Annotated in this window: 19 protein-coding genes; 11 read left to right on the forward strand and 8 right to left on the reverse strand. The window is 33.6% G+C overall.

Features of this window, described 5'->3' with window-relative positions; all coding sequences use genetic code 11:
* Positions 1 to 2 precede the first annotated feature (2 nt).
* From DZ65_RS11310 to lepA, 11 genes are all read left to right on the forward strand, one after another.
* The gene (locus DZ65_RS11310; protein WP_255327426.1) at positions 3 to 2828 is read left to right on the forward strand and encodes a formate dehydrogenase subunit alpha; all 2826 of its coding nucleotides are present in this window, start codon (positions 3 to 5) and stop codon (positions 2826 to 2828) included.
* A gap of 10 nt (positions 2829 to 2838) precedes the next feature.
* Positions 2839 to 3435 carry a formate dehydrogenase FDH3 subunit beta gene (gene fdh3B / locus DZ65_RS0106295; RefSeq protein WP_024791364.1) on the forward strand — a complete coding sequence of 199 codons (597 nt, stop codon included), beginning with the start codon at positions 2839 to 2841 and terminating at the stop codon, positions 3433 to 3435.
* Between the two features lie 9 nt (positions 3436 to 3444).
* Positions 3445 to 4386: a formate dehydrogenase subunit gamma gene (locus DZ65_RS0106300; protein WP_024791365.1), complete on the forward strand. Its 942-nt coding sequence runs from the start codon at positions 3445 to 3447 to the stop codon at positions 4384 to 4386.
* 169 nt (positions 4387 to 4555) lie between these two features.
* Positions 4556 to 5509 carry a tungstate ABC transporter substrate-binding protein WtpA gene (gene wtpA / locus DZ65_RS0106305; RefSeq protein ID WP_024791366.1) on the forward strand — a complete coding sequence of 318 codons (954 nt, stop codon included), beginning with the start codon at positions 4556 to 4558 and terminating at the stop codon, positions 5507 to 5509.
* Between the two features lie 78 nt (positions 5510 to 5587).
* Positions 5588 to 6334 carry a molybdate ABC transporter substrate-binding protein gene (gene modA, locus DZ65_RS0106310; protein WP_024791367.1) on the forward strand — a complete coding sequence of 249 codons (747 nt, stop codon included), beginning with the start codon at positions 5588 to 5590 and terminating at the stop codon, positions 6332 to 6334.
* Positions 6331 to 7125 carry an ABC transporter permease gene (locus DZ65_RS0106315; RefSeq protein ID WP_024791368.1) on the forward strand — a complete coding sequence of 265 codons (795 nt, stop codon included), beginning with the start codon at positions 6331 to 6333 and terminating at the stop codon, positions 7123 to 7125. Before modA ends, DZ65_RS0106315 begins: the two co-directional genes overlap by 4 nt.
* A complete protein-coding gene (locus tag DZ65_RS0106320; RefSeq protein WP_024789940.1) occupies positions 7109 to 8167 on the forward strand; it encodes an ABC transporter ATP-binding protein in 1059 nt (352 codons plus the stop codon). Before DZ65_RS0106315 ends, DZ65_RS0106320 begins: the two co-directional genes overlap by 17 nt.
* A 174-nt stretch (positions 8168 to 8341) precedes the next feature.
* On the forward strand, positions 8342 to 8527 hold the full coding sequence (locus tag DZ65_RS0106325; RefSeq protein ID WP_024787808.1) for a hypothetical protein: 186 nt from the start codon (positions 8342 to 8344) through the stop codon (positions 8525 to 8527).
* Positions 8528 to 8529: 2 nt separating this feature from the next.
* On the forward strand, positions 8530 to 9501 hold the full coding sequence (locus DZ65_RS0106330; protein ID WP_024791369.1) for an ATP-binding cassette domain-containing protein: 972 nt from the start codon (positions 8530 to 8532) through the stop codon (positions 9499 to 9501).
* Positions 9502 to 9509: 8 nt separating this feature from the next.
* The gene (locus tag DZ65_RS0106335; protein WP_024787809.1) at positions 9510 to 10265 is read left to right on the forward strand and encodes an ABC transporter permease; all 756 of its coding nucleotides are present in this window, start codon (positions 9510 to 9512) and stop codon (positions 10263 to 10265) included.
* Positions 10266 to 10295: 30 nt separating this feature from the next.
* Complete coding sequence (lepA, locus tag DZ65_RS0106340) at positions 10296 to 12077, forward strand: translation elongation factor 4 (protein WP_024791370.1); 1782 nt, start codon at positions 10296 to 10298, stop codon at positions 12075 to 12077.
* Between the two features lie 245 nt (positions 12078 to 12322).
* Here lepA and DZ65_RS0106345 read toward each other — a convergent pair whose 3' ends face one another.
* The 8 genes from DZ65_RS0106345 to DZ65_RS0106380 form a co-directional block, all read right to left on the reverse strand.
* Positions 12323 to 13438, reverse strand: a complete 1116-nt coding sequence (locus tag DZ65_RS0106345) for an MFS transporter (RefSeq protein ID WP_024791371.1) — start codon at positions 13436 to 13438, stop codon at positions 12323 to 12325.
* Between the two features lie 34 nt (positions 13439 to 13472).
* On the reverse strand, positions 13473 to 14684 hold the full coding sequence (gene trpB / locus DZ65_RS0106350) for a tryptophan synthase subunit beta (protein ID WP_024791372.1): 1212 nt from the start codon (positions 14682 to 14684) through the stop codon (positions 13473 to 13475).
* Positions 14685 to 14721: 37 nt separating this feature from the next.
* A complete protein-coding gene (gene metK / locus DZ65_RS0106355; RefSeq protein WP_024791373.1) occupies positions 14722 to 15870 on the reverse strand; it encodes a methionine adenosyltransferase in 1149 nt (382 codons plus the stop codon).
* 163 nt (positions 15871 to 16033) lie between these two features.
* Positions 16034 to 16279 carry a hypothetical protein gene (locus DZ65_RS0106360; protein WP_024791374.1) on the reverse strand — a complete coding sequence of 82 codons (246 nt, stop codon included), beginning with the start codon at positions 16277 to 16279 and terminating at the stop codon, positions 16034 to 16036.
* Positions 16279 to 18519 (reverse strand): 5-methyltetrahydropteroyltriglutamate--homocysteine S-methyltransferase, encoded by a 2241-nt coding sequence (metE, locus tag DZ65_RS0106365; protein ID WP_024791375.1) that lies wholly within the window; start codon positions 18517 to 18519, stop codon positions 16279 to 16281. The genes DZ65_RS0106360 and metE overlap by 1 nt, the downstream gene beginning before the upstream one ends.
* A gap of 84 nt (positions 18520 to 18603) precedes the next feature.
* The gene (locus DZ65_RS0106370; RefSeq protein ID WP_024791376.1) at positions 18604 to 19635 is read right to left on the reverse strand and encodes a hypothetical protein; all 1032 of its coding nucleotides are present in this window, start codon (positions 19633 to 19635) and stop codon (positions 18604 to 18606) included.
* A complete protein-coding gene (locus tag DZ65_RS0106375; protein WP_024791377.1) occupies positions 19632 to 20276 on the reverse strand; it encodes a uracil-DNA glycosylase family protein in 645 nt (214 codons plus the stop codon). Before DZ65_RS0106375 ends, DZ65_RS0106370 begins: the two co-directional genes overlap by 4 nt.
* A gap of 39 nt (positions 20277 to 20315) precedes the next feature.
* Positions 20316 to 20930 (reverse strand): mechanosensitive ion channel domain-containing protein, encoded by a 615-nt coding sequence (locus DZ65_RS0106380; protein ID WP_024791378.1) that lies wholly within the window; start codon positions 20928 to 20930, stop codon positions 20316 to 20318.
* Positions 20931 to 21003 lie beyond the last annotated feature (73 nt).

Raw genomic sequence — 21003 nt, forward strand, 5'->3', positions numbered from 1 at the left:
AAATGAGCTCACAAGAAAAATTAAACGTTAGAGTGGGCAGAAGGGCGTTTTTAAAAATGGCTGCACTCTCTGGAGTTGCGGGTGCAACAATGCTAAACGCTGCACCGGCTCTTAGAGATGCAAGCGAAGAAGAATTAAAAAGCCCTTACCCAGGTAGTAAAAAAGTAAAAACTGTATGTACTACATGTTCAGTTGGGTGCGGAATTATAGCAGAAGTTTACAACGGTGTGTGGGTAAGACAGGAGGTTGCTCAAGACCATCCGATCAGTCACGGAAGCCACTGCTGTAAAGGTATTGATTCAATCGATGTCATCAGAACAGAAAAAAGAGTTAAACATCCGTTAAAAAAAGTTAACGGAAAATGGCAAAGAATCAGTTGGGATCAGGCTGTTAACGAAATTTCAGAAAAAATGTTAAATATCAGAAAAGAGAGCGGTCCTGATGCGGCAATGTTTTTAGGGTCTGCAAAAATGAGTACAGAGCAGGCTTATTATTTTAGAAAATTTGCCGCAATGTGGGGTACTAACAATATAGATCACCAAGCGCGGATATGACACAGCGCAACAGTCGCGGGGGTCGCGAACACATGGGGTTATGGCGCTATGACAAACCATTTGGGAGATATTCAAAATTCTAAAGCTATTATTATATTTGGTGCAAACCCAGCAGTAAACCATCCTGTAGGATTTAAACATATTTTAAAAGCAAAAGAAAGAAATAATGCTACTTTAATTGTTATCGATCCAAGATATACAAAAACTGCCGCAAAAGCAGATTTATATGCAAGGGTAAGACCTGGAACCGATATTCCGTTTATGTATGGAATGCTTCATTTAATATTCAAACACGGCTGGCAGGATGAATCATTTATTAAAGACAGAGTGTTTGGAATGGAACATGTTATAGAAGAAGCAAAAAAATGGACTCCTGAAAGAACTGCCGATGTAACAGGTGTTGATGTTGATACATTAATCCAAATTACAAGAGCGTACACTACAAGTAAGCCTGGAACATTAATTTGGGCAATGGGTCTAACTCAGCATTCAATCGGTTCTTCTAATACAAGAATGGCGCCGATTTTACAGTTATCTTTAGGTAATATGGGTAAATTTGGTGGCGGATGTAACATTTTAAGAGGACACGATAATGTTCAGGGTGCAACAGATATGTGCTGTTTGTCGCATTCATTACCGGGATATTACGGATTAAGTGAAGGAAGCTGGAAATATTTTGCACATAACTGGGGAGTTGATTTTAAATGGTTACAAAGCAGATTTGACACTCCAAAAATGATGCATACAAAAGGATTCACTCTTGCTAAATGGTGGCAAGGTGTATTACAGGAAGAAAAAATTTATCAAAAAACTCCAATCAGGGCTTTATGGGTTCAGGGTAACGGTATTACTTCTATTGCCCAGACAGCAAAAGTACAACAAGCTCTTGATAAATTGGATTTATTGGTTGTGGCCGAACCTTTTGCAAATGAGGCTGCTGTAATTACAAACAAAAAAGACAATGTTTATATCTTACCAACAGCAAGTCAGTTTGAATGTGAAGGTAGTGTTACCGCCACAAACAGAACAGCTCAGTGGAGAAGCAAAGTGGTAGATCCGCTTTATGAATCTAAAACCGATGAAGAAATTATGTTTACATTTGCCAAAAAATTCGGATTTTACAAAGAATTTGTAAGCGGTATGATGATGGGTGTAAAAAACGGCAAAGCCGTAAAAGTTAAAAATTCATTCAAATGGCCAGAAGATGCAACAAGAGAAATTGCAAGAACCATTAAAACTATCGGTTTAACCGGTTGGACACCTGAAAGACTTAAAAGACATCAGCAAAACTGGCATATGTTTGATGAAGTAACTCTTAAAGGTATTGGTCCGATGAAAGGCGAATATTACGGATTGCCATGGCCTTGTTGGACAGAATACCATTCAGGAAGCCCTGTTTTATATAACATTGATATTCCTGTAATGGAAGGCGGAATGGGATTCAGGGCAAGATTTGGAACTGAATATAAAGGTCAAGATTTATTGGCAGGACCTCATGCAACTATTAAAGGTGCGAAAGTAAAAGGAGGATATCCAGAACTTACAAAAGACAATATTGAAAAAGTTCTCGGTATCAGATTATCACCGAGAGAAAAAGCTATTATGGGTAAAAACTGGAAAGTCGACTTAAGCGGACTAATTGCAAAATATGCTCTTAAAGCCGGAGTTGCACCATACGGTAACGCAAAAGCAAGAGCATATGTATGGACATTCCCTGATAAAATTCCAATGCACAGAGAGCCGCTTCATACACCAAGATATGATTTGGCTAAAAAATATCCAACATATCCTGATAAAAAAGACCAATATAGAGTTGATACTAAATTTATTTCTATTCAAAAAACCGACTGGGCAAAAGAATTCCCAATTATTCTTACAACAGGAAGACTTGTAATGTACAGCGGTGCCGGACTTATAGAAAGAAGCAGTAAATATCTTGCTGCATTAGCTCCGGAAATGTTTGTAAGTATCAATCCAGAACTTGCTTATAATTATGGAATTAATGACGGAGATATGATTTGGATTCACTCACCCGAGGGAACAAAAATCAAAGTAAAAGCAAGATTTACTTATGCAGTAGCACCGGATAGAATTTTCTTGCCTTATCATTGGGCTGGTATTATGCAAGGTGTTGATATGAGCGAAAATTATCCGGAAGGCACAAAACCGTATGCAATCGGTGAGAGTGCAAATACAGTAACTAATTATGGATACGACATTGTTACCCAAATTCCTGAAACAAAAGCGGGGTTAGTCCGCATTGAGAAAGCATAAGGAGTAAGATATGTATGAATATGCAAGAATGAAATTTTATTGTGATGAAGACAGATGTATTGAATGTAATGCCTGCACAATAGCCTGTGCGGAAGCACATGAACTGCCTGTGGGTATTCACAGAAGAAAAGTAGTTACATTAAATGAAGGAATTGAGGATAAAGAATTTTCAGTATCTATAGCCTGTATGCACTGTACCGACGCACCTTGTTCACAAGTTTGTCCGGTCGATTGTTTTTATATCAGAGAAGACGGAATAGTACTTCATGACAAAGATAAATGTATAGGATGTGGTTATTGCTTATACGCCTGTCCTTTTGGTGCTCCTCAGTTTCCAAGAGACGGTGCATTTGGAATTAGGGGAGTTATGGATAAATGTACAATGTGTGCTGGAGGTCCTGCTCCCACTTTTTCTGAAAAAGAGTATCAGTTATATGGTCAAAACAGAATTGCAGAAGGAAAAGTACCTATGTGTGCTGCGGTATGCTCTACTAATGCATTAATTGTTGGGGATGCCGAGAGCGTTTCTAAAATAATAAGAGAAAGAGACGCAGCTAAAGGCAAAGGGCCTATGACTCCATACGGATGGGATCAGGCGTATAAATAAGGAGTTGTTATGAAAAAATTACCGCTATTTAGCGTAATAAGTTTTTCTCTTTTATATGCCGGGATTGTTCCTTTAGTGGAGCCAAATCAGGCTCCCGAGCATCCTGGGAGTAGATTGATTTCTCCTGAATTGATAGAAGCAATCCCTTCTTGGCATAAATATGGAGAACTGTTTTTATATTTACAGACACACTGGAGCAAAATTTTATTTTTAGTTGTTTTAATAGCGGTGCCTGCAGTTTTTTTGCTTCATTATTTGATTGTAGGTCCCAAAATTTTTTCCCATGAAGGAAGAAAATTTTTAATTTTTCCGACATGGCAGAGAATTATACATTGGATAGCTGCTTTGGCATTTATTTTATTGGTCCCTTCAGGATTTTTTATTATTTATGCTAAATTTTTTGGAGGAGGTACTCCTATTAGATTTATGAGATATCTGCATGACATAGGGGCATTTTTATTTGCACTGGTTGTAATTCCTATGACTGTAATGTGGTTTAAAGAAATGCTTCCGAGACTTTGGGATATTAAATGGATGATGATACTTGGAGGTTATTTGGTTAAAAGAAAACAGGAAATCCCTGCAAGTAAATTTAATGCTGGTCAAAAAATGTGGTATTGGCTTGCTATGTTTGGCGGAATTGTTATGATTATAACAGGTGTAATGATGTATTTTCAGGATTTCGACATAGCCCTCCTTAGAAAACTGAATTTATATCAGATAGATTTGTTAAGATTAGCTGTTATTATTCATTTAACATTGGCATTATTTATTGTTGCATTCTTTTTTACTCATTTATATATGTCTCTTTTTGCCATTAAAGGTTCAATTGAGAGTATGATAGACGGTTGTAAAAGTGAGGATGAGCTTAAACATTTACATTCTATTTATTACAAAAAAATTGTTAAAGAAGGCAAAGACAAAGAACTTGCCGAAAAATGCAAAGATTAAAAACAGACTAATTTTTTAGTCTGTTTATTTTTATTACTTTTTTGGATTTATCTCATAAAAAATATGCAAAAAATGCATAAAAAAATATGCATTTTTGTCATATAAAAGACATTTTTATTTTTTTTATATAGTAAAATATGCAAAATTTACATAAATAAAAGGAGAAGAAATGAAAAAATTTGCTTTAATTTTCAGTGTCATCGTTTTATTTGCCTTTGGTAAAAAAATAGTTGTATTCCATGCCGGAAGTTTAAGTGTCCCGTTTTCACAGATTGAACAAAAATTTGAAGAAAAATATCCTCAGTATGATGTGGTAAGGGAAGCTGCCGGAAGCAGGGCGTGTGCTCGAAAAATTACTGATTTACATAAAAAAGCCGATGTAATGGCGAGTGCGGATTATAAAGTGATAGATAATTTATTAAGACCAAAATATGCAAAATTCAATGCTTTGTTTGCAACAAATGAAATGATTATAGCCTATACGCCGCATTCAAAATATGCTGATAAAATAAATTCAAATAATTGGATGGATATTTTATTAAAACCTGGAGTAAAAGTGGGGCATTCCAATCCTAATTTAGACCCTTGCGGATACAGGACAATGCTTGTTGCAAAGCTTGCAGGAATGTATTACAACAGGCCTGAATTTTTTAATAAACTGTTCGGTTACGGAGACAGTTATGAAAACGGTGAGGAAAACAGAAATAAAGTAGTTGTCAGACCGAAAGAGACAGATTTATTGGGATTACTTGAAGCCGGAGCGTTTGATTATCTGTTTATTTATAAATCTGTTGCAATGCAGCATCATTTAAAATTTATTACTTTGCCTCCTCAAATTAATTTAGGTGATAAAAAATATGCTAACTTTTATAAAAAAGCTAGTTTTAAAGTTACAGGTAAAAAACCGGGAACTTATATTGTAAAAAAAGGCGCTCCTATGGTTTACGGAATAACAGTTGTGGAAAATAAAAAAGAAGGACTTCCTCCTCATGAAAAAGGTGCTGTTTTATTTGTAAAATATGTTCTTTCTCCCAAAGGTCAGGCAATAATGAAAAAAAACGGCCAGGGTGTAATAAATCCTCCTATAATTGAAGGCGATGACAGTATATTAAAAAATTATTAATTTATAAATTATGGGTTAATCCCTTTTTTCTTTTTTTATAACAAAAAATATGCAAATAATGCATAAAAAGGAGGAAAAATGAAAAAGATTTTATTTATATTTTTAGTTTTAGTAACCGAAATATTTTCAGCTGATATTAAACATATAAAAATTTGCGCGGGAGCGGGGCTTATAAAGCCGATAAATGAAATAGTGAAAAATTTTGAAAATGAAAATAATGCAGTAATAGATATTCATTACGGAGGTTCGGGAGAACTTTTTTCAATTTTACAGACTAACGGCTGCGATGTGTTTATTCCGGGCGCTTATTATTATACAAAAGAAGCTTTAAATAAAAATTTAGTTGATAAAAAAAGCGTTAAAATAATAACAAAACATATTCCCGTATTAGTGGTTCAAAAAGGAAATCCAAAAAATATTCATACTCTTAATGATTTAACTCGTCCTGATATTAAAATAATTTTAGGTGACCCGAGGGCTACGGCTATAGGAAAAGTCAGTATAAAAATTTTAAAAAAGAATAATCTTTATGAAAATGTCAAAAAAAATATTGCAATGTATGCTGGGACTGTTAATCAATTGCTTATATATATGGTAATGGGACAGGCTGACGCTGCAATAATGTGGGAAGATATGGTTTCCTGGGCAAAACAGAAAGGGAAATTGGAAATTATTAAAATTCCTGAAAATGAAAATATAATTAAAACAATACCTACTGCAGTTGGAACAATGAGTAAAAATAAAAAACTTGCCAATGAATTTAATAATTATCTCTCTTCTGGTAAATCAAAACAAATTTGGAAAAAATGGGGATTTGAAATATGAAAATATTCAGTTTTAAAACAATTAGCATAAGTATGTCTTTATTGATTACTTTTTTACTTTTGATTGCTGTTTTGAGCCTGTTTTTTGTTCCTAAAATAGGAGACATTATTAATGCTTTGCATTCCGAAGAAATGATTTTTTCTATTAAATTATCTCTTATAACGTCTCTTTTATCAACTTTTTTTGTTTTGATTTTTTCTGTTCCTATCGCTTACGCTTTGTCAAGATATGATTTTTTTGGCAAATCCATTTTAAAAACAATAATAAATTTGCCGATGGCTTTTCCCGAACTTGTATTGGGACTCTCTTTACTTTTACTTTTCAGCAAAACGTTTGTCGGAGATTTTTTTGATGAATTGGGGATTCAGATTGTTTTTACAAAAGCGGGCATTGTAGTAGCGCAATTTTTTACCGCTTTGCCTTACGGAATCAGAATTATTTATTCATCGTTTGAAAGTGTTAACAAAAGATATGAATATGTTTCAAGAAGTTTGGGATATAGCGAATTTGAAACGTTTAAAAATGTATTGGTCCCTTTGATAAGAAACGGGATATATGCTTCGGCAATTATAACTTTTGCAAGATCAATGGGGGCATTTGGAGCGGTTTTGATTTTAGCGGGGGGTTCTTATATGAAAACGGAAATACTTCCTATAACGCTGTTTTTAAATATTTCTTATGGAAATATGGGAATGGCTATTACCAGCGGTATCGTGCTTATTGTTATTTCATTTGTTGCAATATTGTCCGTTGAATATATGGAAGGAAAAGAAAATGTTTTTAAAGATTGAAAATATAAATATAACTTTAGGAAAATTTACTTTAACAAACGTTGATTTCGGCATAAAAAAAGGGGAATATGTAACAATAATAGGGCCAAGCGGAAGCGGTAAATCCATTTTGCTTGAAACAGTTGCGGGATTTTATAAGCCTAAAAGCGGAAAAGTATATTTGAATGATGAAGATATAACGGATAAACCGATTGAATCCAGAAACATCAGTATAGTTTATCAGGATTATGTTCTTTTTCCCCATATGAATGTATACGAAAATATAATGTACGGATTGAAAAAACACAATAAAAATAAAACACAAAACGATAAAGATATTAATGAAATAAGCAAAATTTTAAAAATAGACCATTTATTAAAAAGAAAACCTTTAACACTTAGCGGGGGAGAGATGCAAAGGGTAAGTATAGCAAGAGCTTTAATAGTAAAACCACAGCTTCTTTTAATGGATGAGGCTTTCAGCGCTCTCGATTATAAAATTAAAAAAGAAATGAGACAGTTGCTTAAAGAGGCGGCTAAAAAATATAATACCACCGTATTGCATGTAACCCATGATTTTGAAGATGTATGGACACTGGCTGATAAAACGGTATTGATGAGATTTGGAGAAGTGTTACAGGTTGGTACTCCCGAAGAAATGTTTTCAAAACCGAAAAACAGAAAAGTTGCCGATTTTGTAGGAACAAATATTTTAAATGCCAAAGTTATTGATAAAGAAGATAATTTGAGCGTATTAGAAATAGACGGATTCAAGCTGTATTCCATAGATGATGCAGATATAGGGGAAAATGTAAAAATTTCTATTCGTCCGGAAGATATCATAGTATCCAAATCCGGCTGTGAAAAAGAATCCGCAAAAAACTGTATTTACGGATTTATTGAAAAGTTAGAAAAAAAAGGTTTTTTAGTGGATTTAATAGTTGATGTAAATGATATAAAATTTGCTGTGCTTATTACATTAAATTCATATGAGAAATTGAATTTACAAGAAAAAACAAACGTATATTTAATTTTTAAAGCATCAAATGTGCATATATTTTAAATAAAATGTATAATTATAAAACTGCCTATATAAAAAGGTTACCGATGAAAAATAATATTTTTATTTTTCAAAATAAAAAAAAATTACGGCCGGTGTTTATGGTATAGTTTTATTTGTGAAGTATATGTTTTTATATGTGCTTTTGGTTAATCAAAAAATATTAAAGGAGATGAAATGTTTGTAGAATTAAATGACAGGGTTTATATAAACAAAAACAGGATATCAAGAATTAAAATAGATGAAGTTCAGGACGGAATAAGAGTGAGATTTTATGAAGGAAACGAGCAGATTGCAAAATCACACAGATTTAAAAATGTGGGAGAAGCCAAAGAGTGGATTAAAAATAAATTTTTAGGATAAGAATGCTTAAAGTTGAAAATCTTTTTTTAAAAAAAGGCGATTTTATTTTAAATCAGGTTTCTTTTGATGTAAATAATAAAGAATATGTTGTTATGCTTGGAAAAACAGGAAGCGGGAAAACCCTGCTTCTTGAATCCATCGCCGGTTTTCACAGAATTGAGGGAAAAATTTATTTTGAAGGCATGGATATTACGAATTTTCCTCCTGAAAAAAGAAATTTCGGGTTTTTATATCAGGATTTTCAGCTTTTTAAAAATTTAAATGTTGAAAAAAATATCCGTTTTTCTGAAAAATTTAAAGGAAAAGACAATAAACTGTTTAATGATTTAATTAATTTTTTAAATTTAAAGCACCTTTTAAAAAGAAAAATTGTAAATTTAAGCGGAGGTGAAAAACAGAGAATTGCACTTGCAAGGGCAATATATTCAAGGCCTAAAATACTGCTTCTGGACGAACCTTTGAGTGCGATTGACCCGACTTTAAGAAATGAAATAATGAAAAATTTAAAACAGCTGCCAAATAGATACAATATTTCTGTAATTCATGTAACGCATAATTTCAGGGAAGCTTCTTATTTAGCCGATAAAATAGGAATAATTTTAAAAGGGAAACTTTTGCAGTTTGATGAGAGTAAAAAAGTTTTAAATTCTCCCGATTCTTTGGAAGTTGCCAAATTTCTCGGATTTAAAAATATTTTTGAGCTGTCTTTATTAGGTTTTGAGAATTCTCATAAATATTTTTCGATTGACCCTAATTTAATTTATATAACAAGAGAAAAAAAAGAATATGATTACTGTTTTAAAGGATATATAGATGAAATTATGGGTATTACCGACCATTATAAAATTTATGTAAATGTTAATGGGGAAATGTTTTTTATAAAAATATCTAAAAATTATTTTAAAGAACTTGATTTGAAAAAAGGAGAGCAGGTATTTTTATGTTTTGATAAAAAAGATATTGTATTTATTTAGGAGTGTGGATGAAAAAAGTTTTTATATTTTTAAGTCTTATTATATTACTCTTTTTAACGCTTCCTTTATGTAAATTAATCTTTGGTATTTCTTTAGCCGGGTATATTCAAACAATTAACGATAAAGAAGTGATAAATTCTATTTTTTTAACAATGAAAGTTTCATTTTTTTCCACACTTTTTGTGTTTTTTACAGGGGTGCCTTTAGCTTATCTGATTGCAAGAAACAGTTTTTTTGGAAAAAGTGTGCTTGAGAGTGTTATAGACATTCCAACAATGGTGCCGCATACCGCTGCCGGTATTGCACTGCTTATGACGTTTGGGACAAGAAATATTGAAAATTTTTTGGATAAACTGGGGCTCGGTTTTGTCGATTCCACTACGGGTATAATGGCCGCTATGATGTTTTTATCATCACCGTATCTGATTAATTCTGCAAAAGAGGGGTTTAAAAATATTGACCCTAAAATAGAAAATGTGTCCCGCTCTCTTGGAGCCTCTTTTTTTTATACATTTTATAAAATAGTTTTGCCTCTGGCTAAAAAGGATTTAATTAACGGAATGCTTTTGATGTGGGCGAGGGGGCTCGGAGAATTCGGTGCTGTTGTTATTATTGCATATCATCCGATGGTGGCGCCTGTTTTGATATATGACAGGTTTATAAATTTCGGACTGAATTATTCAGCGCCTGTTGCCGCATTAATGATTATAGTTTCAATTGTTATTTTTTCAGTTATAAGATATCTGAATAATAAGTTTTTTTAATGATATAATTGCATTAAAAAAAGGCATTTAATGCAAGATATTATTAGGAACTTTTCTATTATAGCCCATATTGACCACGGAAAAAGCACGCTGGCCGACAGACTTATAGAATTTACGGGCGGAATTAATGAGAGGCAAAAAGAAGATCAGCTTCTTGATACAATGGATATAGAAAAAGAAAGAGGGATTACTATAAAAGCCCAGAGTGTAAGGCTTGAATATAAAGGGTATATTTTAAATCTTATAGACACTCCCGGACATGTGGATTTTTCTTATGAAGTGAGTAAATCTTTAAAATCAAGCGAAGGTGCCCTTTTGGTGGTGGATGCAACACAGGGGGTTGAAGCCCAGACGCTTGCAAATGTATATATGGCTGTTGAAAATAATCTCGAAATTATTCCTGTAATTAATAAAATTGACCTTCCGAGTGCCGAACCAGAAAGAGTGGCGGAAGAGATAGAGCAGACCATAGGTATTGACGCAAGTGAGGCGATATTTGTAAGCGCAAAAACAGGAATAGGAATAGAAGAGCTTCTTGATGCAATAATAGAAAGAATTCCTGCTCCAAAAGGGGATAAAAACGCCCCTGCAAAAGCCTTGATTTATGACAGCTGGTTTGATAATTATTTAGGGGCTATCTGTTTAGTTAGGGTTTTTGACGGGTCTATCAAAAAAGGTGATGAAGTTTTGGTAATGGGGACCGGTAAAAAACATAAAGTATTAGACCTTTTTTATCCACATCCTCTTAAAAAACTTAAAACCGACGAAATTAAAACAGGTGAAGTCGGAGTGGTTGTAATGGGGCTTAAAAATGTAGCCGATATCAGGGTAGGAGACACCATTACAAACGCCAAAAAACCTGCAAGCGAGCCGGCTGCCCCTTTTGAAGAGCCGAAAAGTTTTGTATTTGCAGGGATTTACCCGATAGATACCGATAAATATGACGAACTTAGAGACGCTCTTGAGAAATTAAAATTAAATGATTCGTCTATTACTTACGAGCCGGAAACTTCACATGCACTCGGTTTTGGGTTCAGGGTGGGGTTTTTGGGTCTGCTTCATATGGAGGTTGTAAAAGAAAGGCTTGAGAGGGAATTTGGAATAGAACTTATTGCAACAGCTCCTAGTGTTACATATAAAGTAAAACTGACTGATAAAAGTGAAATAGAAATCTCAAACCCATCAGACCTCCCTCCGCCAAATAAAATAGAAAAAATTTACGAACCCTATGTAAAAGCCACCATTTTAACTCCCAGTGAATATATAGGAAATTTAATTCAGTTTTTAAATGACAAAAGAGGAGTTCAGTTAAAAATGGATTATCTCTCTCCCGAGAGGGTACTCTTGGAATATGAACTTCCTTTGAATGAAATTGTTACGGATTTTTACGATAAATTAAAAACACTCACCCGTGGATATGCAAGTTTTGATTATGAACCAATTGGATACAAAGAAGGCGATTTGGTTAAAATGGATATAAGGGTGGCCGGGGAAATTGTGGATGCCCTTAGTATTATTGTTCCAAAAGAAAAAGCTGAGAGGAAGGGAAGGGAGTTAATTAAAGTTATGAAAGAATTAATTCCAAGGCAATTATTTGAAGTGGCTATTCAGGCAAGTGTTGGAAATAAAATAATTGCCCGTGAAACTGTAAAAGCATTAAGAAAAGACGTTACCGCCAAATGTTACGGAGGGGATATAAGCAGAAAAAGAAAACTGCTTGAAAAACAAAAAGAGGGTAAAAAAAGAATGAAATCAATCGGAAAGGTTAATATTCCTCAGGAGGCGTTTTTAAGTATTTTGAAAATCGACTAAATTAAACGGAAAATGGATAATGGATATTGACTAAATGGTTATAATATAAAAAAATAACTACAAAGATAAAAATATGACAGCTTCAGAGCTTCATTTTGCTAACGCACCGCTCAAATTTTACTAAAAATTGCAAACAGCTACGCAGGCCCTAAGGGCTCGGTGCAATTTTTTAAACGCAAAATTTTCGCTAAATTCCGCTACGCTGTCATATTTTTACTTTTACGTTATTTAGTTAATGTCAAAAATTATCTTTTTATTTTATACGCAAATATTAAGCTTATTATCAAAAACATAAAACTTAAAATTCCCACTCTCTCAAGCCCTATTAAATCGCTGAAAACACCTATTAAAAATGTAACAATTGCCGGTATCAGGAATGCAAGCATCATATAAACACCGTTTAGAGCGGTTGAATTTTTTTGGTGGTGGATGATAGAAAGCATCACAGGCCCGGTTGAAAAGAGGCTAAGTCCCAAAAGTATTAAAGGCAGATAAATTAAATGAAAATAAATAAAAAGGGGCATTGAAAATATTGCTATAAGTGTTGAAATAATCAATGTTTTTTTATATCCTAATCTGTCTCCTATGTTTCCTGCAAGAAAAGTACCAAGAATTGCGAAAAACTGAAAAAAACTTAAAGATATATTTGCTTTGTTTAAACTCTCACCCGTATGTGTTAAAAACAGAGGAAGATAAAAAGCGAAAAATATTTTTGCAAAACTCTGGAAAAATATAAAACCGGAAATTATCAGAAAAAATTTTTTATATTCTATAAAGATTTTAAAGTTCGCTTTTTGTTTTGTTTTCGGTTTGAAATTGCCTTTTATATCCTTTAATTTCCACCATAAAAAAGCTGATGCAAAAAAAGCAAAAAACACAGTTTTTAACAGTCCTCCAAGTCCCCAGATACTTATTGCCGCCGTTGCAATCAAGGGAGCTATGGTTCTTGCCAGCTCTCCCCCGACCATAAACATACTCATACCAAAACCCATTTTAGGGGTAACCTCTTTTACAATTCCCGGGGTTGCTATATGAAAAATCTGGGCTGAAATTCCCGCTAAAAAAAGTAAAATCAGTAAAATAATATAATTTGGTGCTATTCCTATTAAACTCATAAAAACAGCTGTGCTAACAGGTGTAAGAATTGTAAAAATTCTTAAATCTTTTTTTGAAACCAATAAACCAAGATACGGATTAAATAAAGCGGGAATTCTTCTCACAACATCAAGAAGTGACGCTTCAGTAACGCTGATTCCAAGTTTTTGAATTAAAAGCGGTAAAACAGGTGCTAAAAAAGAAGTGTAAATATCGTGTGTCAAATGGGCAAAAGAAAGAAGAAAAACATTAAATTTACTTTTCATAAACTGCCTTTTTAGGCATAATTGTAGCAGAAAGTTAAAGTTTGATATTTCTTATTCCGTAATTTTCCACTACAAAATCTATATCTTTGTCACCTCTTCCTGAAAGATTGACTAAAATTGTATCGTTTGGTTTTTCTTTTGCCAGTTTCATAGCATATGCAACGGCATGTGCACTTTCAAGGGCCGGAATAATTCCTTCATACTGGCTTAAAGCGTAAAACGAATCAACGGTTTCTTCATCGGTTATTGCTGCAATATTTAATCTGCCTCTTTCTTTTAAAAATGCCTGTTCAGGCCCCACTCCCGGATAATCAAGTCCGCTTGCTATTGAATAAACAGGGGCAGGGTTTCCGTTTTCATCTTTTAGCATTAATGTGTTAAATCCGTGAATCACACCTTCATCCCCATACATTAATGTGGCTGCATGTTCTCCGAGTTTTGTACCTTTTCCCAAAGGTTCCACTGCATAAAGTTCCACTTCATCATCAATAAATCCGCTGAATATTCCCATAGCATTGCTTCCGCCTCCTACACATGCAACTACATTATCGGGTAAAAATCCAAGCATTTCCAAAAACTGCTCTTTTGCCTCAAATCCCACAACACTTTGAAAATCCCTAACCATCATAGGAAACGGATGGGGACCAACAACACTTCCTATTGCATATAAAGAAGTGTCAAGCTGTTTTACATAACTTTCAAACGCACTGTCCACCGCTTCTTTAAGTGTTTTTAACCCGTGTGTTGCTGGAACAACTTCTGCACCGAGTATTTTCATTCTTACAACATTGGGGTGTTCTTTTTCGATATCAACTTCACCCATATGTATTTCACATTCAAGTCCGAAATATGCAGTAGCCGTTGCCAGTGCTACCCCATGCTGTCCGGCCCCGGTTTCTGCAATCAGTTTTTTCTTGCCCAAATATTTAGCCAAGAGGGCTTCTCCCATGCAGTGGTTTAGTTTATGTGCCCCCATATGGTTTAAATCTTCCCTTTTTAAATATATCTGTGCGCCTCCTAAGGCATCGGATAATCTTTTCGCATGATACACTGGCGTTGGTCTGCCTTGAAAATGCTTTTGAATTCTTCTGAGTTCACTTATAAAATCATGAGAGTGTTTAAGTTTAAGATAAGCTTTTGTGATTTTGTCAAATTCATCTTTTAATATATCAGGAATATAAGCTCCACCGAATCTACCGAAAAAACCTTCACTGTCAGGATATTTTTGTAAATGTGATTTTTTCATAACAGCCCTTTTTGTTTATTTCAATAAAAAAGAAAAATTAATGGAGATTTAAAAATTCTTTTATCTCTTTAACTTTGTCTGTTTTTTCCCATGAAAACTCTTCCCTTCCGAAATGACCGTAAGCTGCGGTATTTTTATAAATCGGTTTAAGTAAATCAAGTGTTTCAATTATTCCTTTGGGGGTTAAATTGAATATTTTTCTAACTGCAACTTCAATTTTTTGTTCATTTACTTTTGCCGTGCCGTGTGAATCAATATAAATACTGACAGGTTCAACCACTCCAATTGCATAAGCAATCTGAACAGTTATTTTTTCGGCAGCCCCCGCAGCAACCAAATTTTTTGCTACATATCTTGCGGCATATGCCCCGCTTCTGTCAACCTTGGTAGGGTCTTTTCCGCTGAATGCCCCTCCGCCGTGAGGTGCCGCCCCCCCGTATGTATCAACGATAATTTTTCTACCGGTAAGTCCCGCATCCCCCTGAGGACCACCTATTACAAATTTTCCTGTCGGGTTTATGAAATACTCAACATTTTTGCTTAGTATACTTGCAGGAATTACTTTTTTTATAACTTCTTCAATAACAGCTTCTTTTATTTCAGAATAGTTAACGTCTGGTTCGTGTTGGGTGGATACAACGACTTTTTCAACACTTACGGGTTTTCCGTTTACATATTTTACACTAACCTGAGCTTTTCCGTCCGGTCTCAGCCATGGAACTATTGCTTCTTTTCTTGCAATCGCCAGTCTTTTTGTAAGTTTATGGGCAAGCATTATGGGAAGTGGCATAAGTTCCGGGGTTTCGCTGCATGCATATCCAAACATCATGCCCTGATCGCCCGCTCCTATTTCTTCTCCTTTTTCAACCCCCTGGCGGATATCCGGACTTTGCTCTCCAACTCCGTTTAATACCCCAGCAGTTCTGTAATCGAATCCGAATCTTGCATCTGTATATCCGATTTCCCTTACCACCTCTCTTGCAATTTCCTGCATAGGGGCGTAAGTTGTAGTTTTAAGCTCTCCCGCAATAATACAAAATCCATTGCTAAGAAGTGTTTCACAGGCAACTTTTGCATTTTTGTCTCTTTCAATTATATAATCAAGTATTGCATCACTGATTTGGTCAGCCATTTTATCAGGATGGCCCTCAGTTACACTTTCGCTGCTAAATAAATATTCTCTCATAAATTCTCCTTATTTCATTTTCCATTTTCCATTTTCCATTTTACATTTTTCATTAAGTTGCATACTCCTATTTTGAAAGTGCTTAAAAAAGCATTTTCAAAAGACAAGAATATGCAAATGTAATTATACAATTGAAAATGTAAAATGTAAAATGAAATTAATATTATTTATTTAAACACTCTTTTGAAGCTTTAGCAATGAATTTTAATACATCATTATCTGTTTGGTGCCAGATAAAATAATTATACGGATAAGCTGATTTTATTTTTTCAAAAACACATCTGCAGTATTTATATTTATTAGGTAAAGAAGAGTTTTGCATACATGAATGAATAAATTTAAACTGATAATCAAACGGATAATTATAAGAAAAAAGAAAAAGAGGTAAAAAAACGAGCAGTTTTTTCATTAAAGAGTTTTTCTGACCTCTAATGTTGCGTCAACCATATTTTTTAGACTCGGTTTTACTTCTTCCCATTTTCTTGTTTTGAGTCCGCAGTCCGGATTAATCCATACTTTCTCAGCCGGCAATACTTCTAAAATCGCTTTAATTTGATTGACTATTTCAACTTTACTTGGAACTCTTGGAGAATGAATATCATAAACTCCCGGACCGATTTCGCCTTTATATCCTCTTTCTTTAAAGATTTTGAGTAATGAATTGTCACTTCTTGCATTTTCGATAGAAATAACATCCGCATCCATATCTTCAATGGCATCCATAATATCACTGAATTCTGAATAACACATATGGGTATGGATTTGAGTCTCTGGTTTTACGCTTGAGGTTGTTATTCTAAATGCAGTAATTGCCCAATCTTCATATTCTTTTCTTTTACTGTTTCTTAAAGGATAACCTTCCCTCAGAGCCGCTTCGTCAACCTGAATTACTTTAATCCCGGCTGCTTCCAGGTCTTCCACTTCGTCTCTTATTGCAATGGCCATTTGGTATGCTGTGTCTCTTTTTGGCTGATCGTCTCTTACAAAAGACCAGTTTAGCATCGTAACAGGGCCTGTTAGCATTCCTTTCATCGGTTTATTAGTTAAACTTTGGGCATATGTAATCCATTCAACCGTCATATCTTTAGGTCTAGAAACATCTCCGTAAATCAAAGGAGGTTTTACGCATCTGCTTCCGTAACTCTGAACCCAACCGTTGCTGGAAAATGCAACGCCTTTTAACTGCTCGCCGAAATATTCAACCATGTCGTTTCTTTCAAATTCACCGTGTACCAATACGTCAAGTCCTATTTCTTCTTGAAATTTAACCAAATCTTTAATCATATCTTTAATTTTTGTTTTATACTCTTCTTCATTGATTGCGCCGTTTTTATAATCACGTCTTAGTTTTCTAAGTTCAGGTGTTTGAGGAAAACTGCCTATTGTTGTGGTAGGTAAAACAGGATATTTTAAATTTTCATGTTGAAGTTTGATTCTTTCAACAAACGGTACATTTCTGTGTTTATCTTTTTCACCTAAGTTTGAAACTCTGTCCTGAACGATTGTATCGTGAATTTTAGAAGAGGTTTTTCTTGTTGCAATTGCGATTTTATTGCTTTCAAGCACTTCTTTTTCGTATTCGCTTAAAGTTTCGTTTCTAAAAAGTTTATCAATTACTCTTATTTCATCAAGTTTTTCAAGAGCGTAGCTTATCCAGGATTTGATATCTTCATCCATTTTTGTTTCATATTTTAATGTATATGGGACATGAAGTAAAGAGCAGCTGCTTCCTATGTGGATTTTGTCTTGTTCTACAGCTTCGGTAAGCCCTTTTACAAATGCGGCGGATTTTTCAATATCGTTAACCCATACATTTCTTCCGTTGACTATTCCAATCCCCACTTCTTTACCGGCATCAACTAATGTTTTTATAGAATTTTCGCTTCCTAAAACAAAATCTAAAAACATTCCTTTTACAGGTGTTGAGGCGAGAATTTCATTTGCTTCGTTTGAATGCTCGAAATATGTGGCAACGTAAATATTTGCAGTGTTTCCAAGTTCGTCATAAACTTTTTTTAATATTTTTAAATCTTCTTCATCCGGATTTGTTACGAAATACGGTTCGTCCATCTGGATAGTGTAATTTTTAAATTTATTTAAAATCTCTTTATATACAGGAAGTAGTTTTTCAATTATATTTTTTTCATTGCCTTCGATTTTGCTTAGTTTTACGTAAGTAACAGGCCCTATTAAATTTATTTTTGGAGTAATTCCGACTTCTTTTGCCAATGCAATTTCATTTTCTATTTTTGTTGTATCAGCTCTGAAATCCATGTTTTCATCAAGTTCTGGCACAATATAATGATAGTTTGTATTAAACCATTTGGTCATTTCCATGGCTTTATGGTTTTTATCACCTCTTGCCATTGCAAAGTATCTGTCCATACAGTTTTCAATATCTTTATATCTTTCAGGAATTGCATTAAGCATTACCGTGGTATCAAGCATATTGTCATAAAAACTGAAATCATTGACACTTATCATATCTATACCGGCATTTTTTTGATAAATTAAATGTCTTTTTATTAAATCAGCAGCTGTTTGTTTTAATTCACCCTGAGAAATTTTACCTCCCCAATAACTTTCCAACGCTCTTTTAAGCTCCCTTTGTTCCCCAATTCTCGGGAATCCAATAACATAAGTCGCCATATTTTTCCTTTTTTTAGCGAAATTATAACAAATTTATAAATTTACCTGCCTGCGATTTTTATATTTTTTGTTTTTTTATAACAGTTATTCCACTTCTTTAAAAGAATTGTTTAGTATTTTATATAATTTTGTTTTGTAATTTATCTGACGGTTGAATATATAAATATAAAAATCATTCATATAAAATAAATCTTCACTGTTTTGCATATTATAAATTTTATTTACTAAAATATCGGCGGCATAATTTAGCCAGTTGTATCTGATATCCGAATTTAAAAGAAGGGCGTAATCGTTTATCATTAAAGGCGGACGGATAATGGAATTTGCAATTATCAGTTTATCTATGTCATTTGGCTGGGTTAAAAATATAATGGATGGGGAATAACATAACTGGGGCGAAAAAACTAAAAACGGCTCAATTTCTTTTGAAGTTATGTTTGAAAGCACTTCCGCACTTTTTGACACATCGGTATTTAAAATTATAAAAGAATTGTTTAAATCGGCATAATTTATATCAGGAAAATTATAATTTTTTACAAAAAACGGATTTGTTTTTTCATATGCAAGCAATTGATTTGATATTTGGGTGTTTTGTGAAATTGTAAAAAGTCTGTCATTGATAAATGCGGTAAATTTTTGTATTTGATTTTTGAAATTTATTCCTCCGAAATATATATTTTTAAATGTTTCATTAAAATCGTTTTTATTAAAAGTTGGTACAAAAAAAGTTTTATTATAATCCCCCAGAGTCAAAATTTTTGAGCGGTTGGTTTCTATGTCTATTACATAATGCTGAGGTAAATTTGAAATATTTACATCATTGTTATAAAGCGTTATATTAAAATCCACCCCTTTTTGGATAAGATAAGCGTTTATGGCGTTTAAAACAGAAGGAAGAAACTTAAAAAATTTCTGTTTGTTTATAATAATTGCAAAATCGGCTTTTGAATTTTGAGGATAAAATTTTTCATTAAAATTTTCTTCAATTGTTTGAGTGGAATTAATTTCTAAAGAACTGGAATTGTTTTCAGTACTGTTTATATCCATAAAAGAATTTTGAAATATTGTTTCCTGAGAAAAAAGCAATACGGCAAAAAAGATAATTATTCTTTTCACAGCATACTCTTTATTAAAAGAAAATCAGCATAAGCCTCTTTTTTTGCAGATGGGTTTCTGAGTAAATAACTCGGATGGAATGTCGGTATCACTTTTTTCTCCTTATATTCGAATATCTGCCCCCTGACTCTGCTTATAGGCAAATCTATATCCATTAAATACATAAAAGCCGTTTTTCCGAGGCATACCAGTATTTTTGGATTTATTATATCAATTTGTTTGAGAAGATACGGTTTACAGGTCTGGGCTTCTTCTATACTCGGGACCCTGTTGCTTGGCGGTCGGCATTTTACAATATTTCCTATGTATACATCTTCCCTGGTTAATTCTAAAACATTTAAAATTATTTTTGTAAGCAGTTTTCCCGCTCTTCCCACAAAAGGCCTTCCTGTTTTATCCTCTTCCGCTCCGGGTCCTTCACCTATAAACATAAGCTTTGCTTTGAGGTTCCCTTCTCCAAACACTACATTTGTTCTTGTTTTTGATAAATCGCAAAGGGTGCAGTTTAAACATGTTTTTTTAAGCTCTTCCAATTCGTCCGGCATGGGGAGTTTGTTTTCTTTTGAACTGAAACCTTCGAAATACCTCTCTCCAGATTCTTTTAATTTATAGAGATATTTTAATTTAATAAGGTTTTTCAACTTTTTCCTTTTGAATGTTAATATTACCGTTAATTATTTTTATGTCTTTTCTTTTAAAAGGGCATCCAATATTTCACCAGAAATCTGGCTTCTGTAAATAAGAGGGGAAGTTGAAATAACTAAATACCAGGCGCTGATTCTAATTCCGTTTTCTTCTATTAATGTCAATACACGCGGTTCTAAATTGTATGATTTAAAATTATATTCAATTTTAAGCCTCTGCATTCTGGTTTTTGTGGCGGCGGATTGTCTTTTTGTCTGGTTAGTTAAAATGTTTTTAATAATATCCACGGCTTTTTTATAATTTGAATCAAACGTAAGCGTTATATCTATTCCGTCCCATACAGTTGCCAGTCTTTTATGTGTATAATTAAAAATGGGGTTGTTAAAAACAACATTGTTGGGAATAAACACTATTCTTCCGGCCCGTCTGTTTTTGTGGTATGTTGTATATGTTACATCTTCGTAAATTACTATTCTTGTAAGGGTTATATCGATAACGTCTCCGACTATTTGAACATTTCCGTTTTGAAGATACATTTTAATTCTGTCCCCGACTTTAATATTTCCGTTAATCATAATAACAAACCAGCCGAAAATATTCATAAACCAGTCTTTCATGGCAATTGCAATACCGGCTGAAATAAATCCCAAAATGGTTATAATATATGTTGCATAATTTATATAAAGAAGTATGTATATTTGCTTCTTTAATGTATTTTATTAA

The sequence above is a fragment of the Lebetimonas sp. JS032 genome, from assembly GCF_000523315.1.
In the GTDB taxonomy this organism is placed as follows: Bacteria; Campylobacterota; Campylobacteria; order Campylobacterales; family Nautiliaceae; genus Lebetimonas.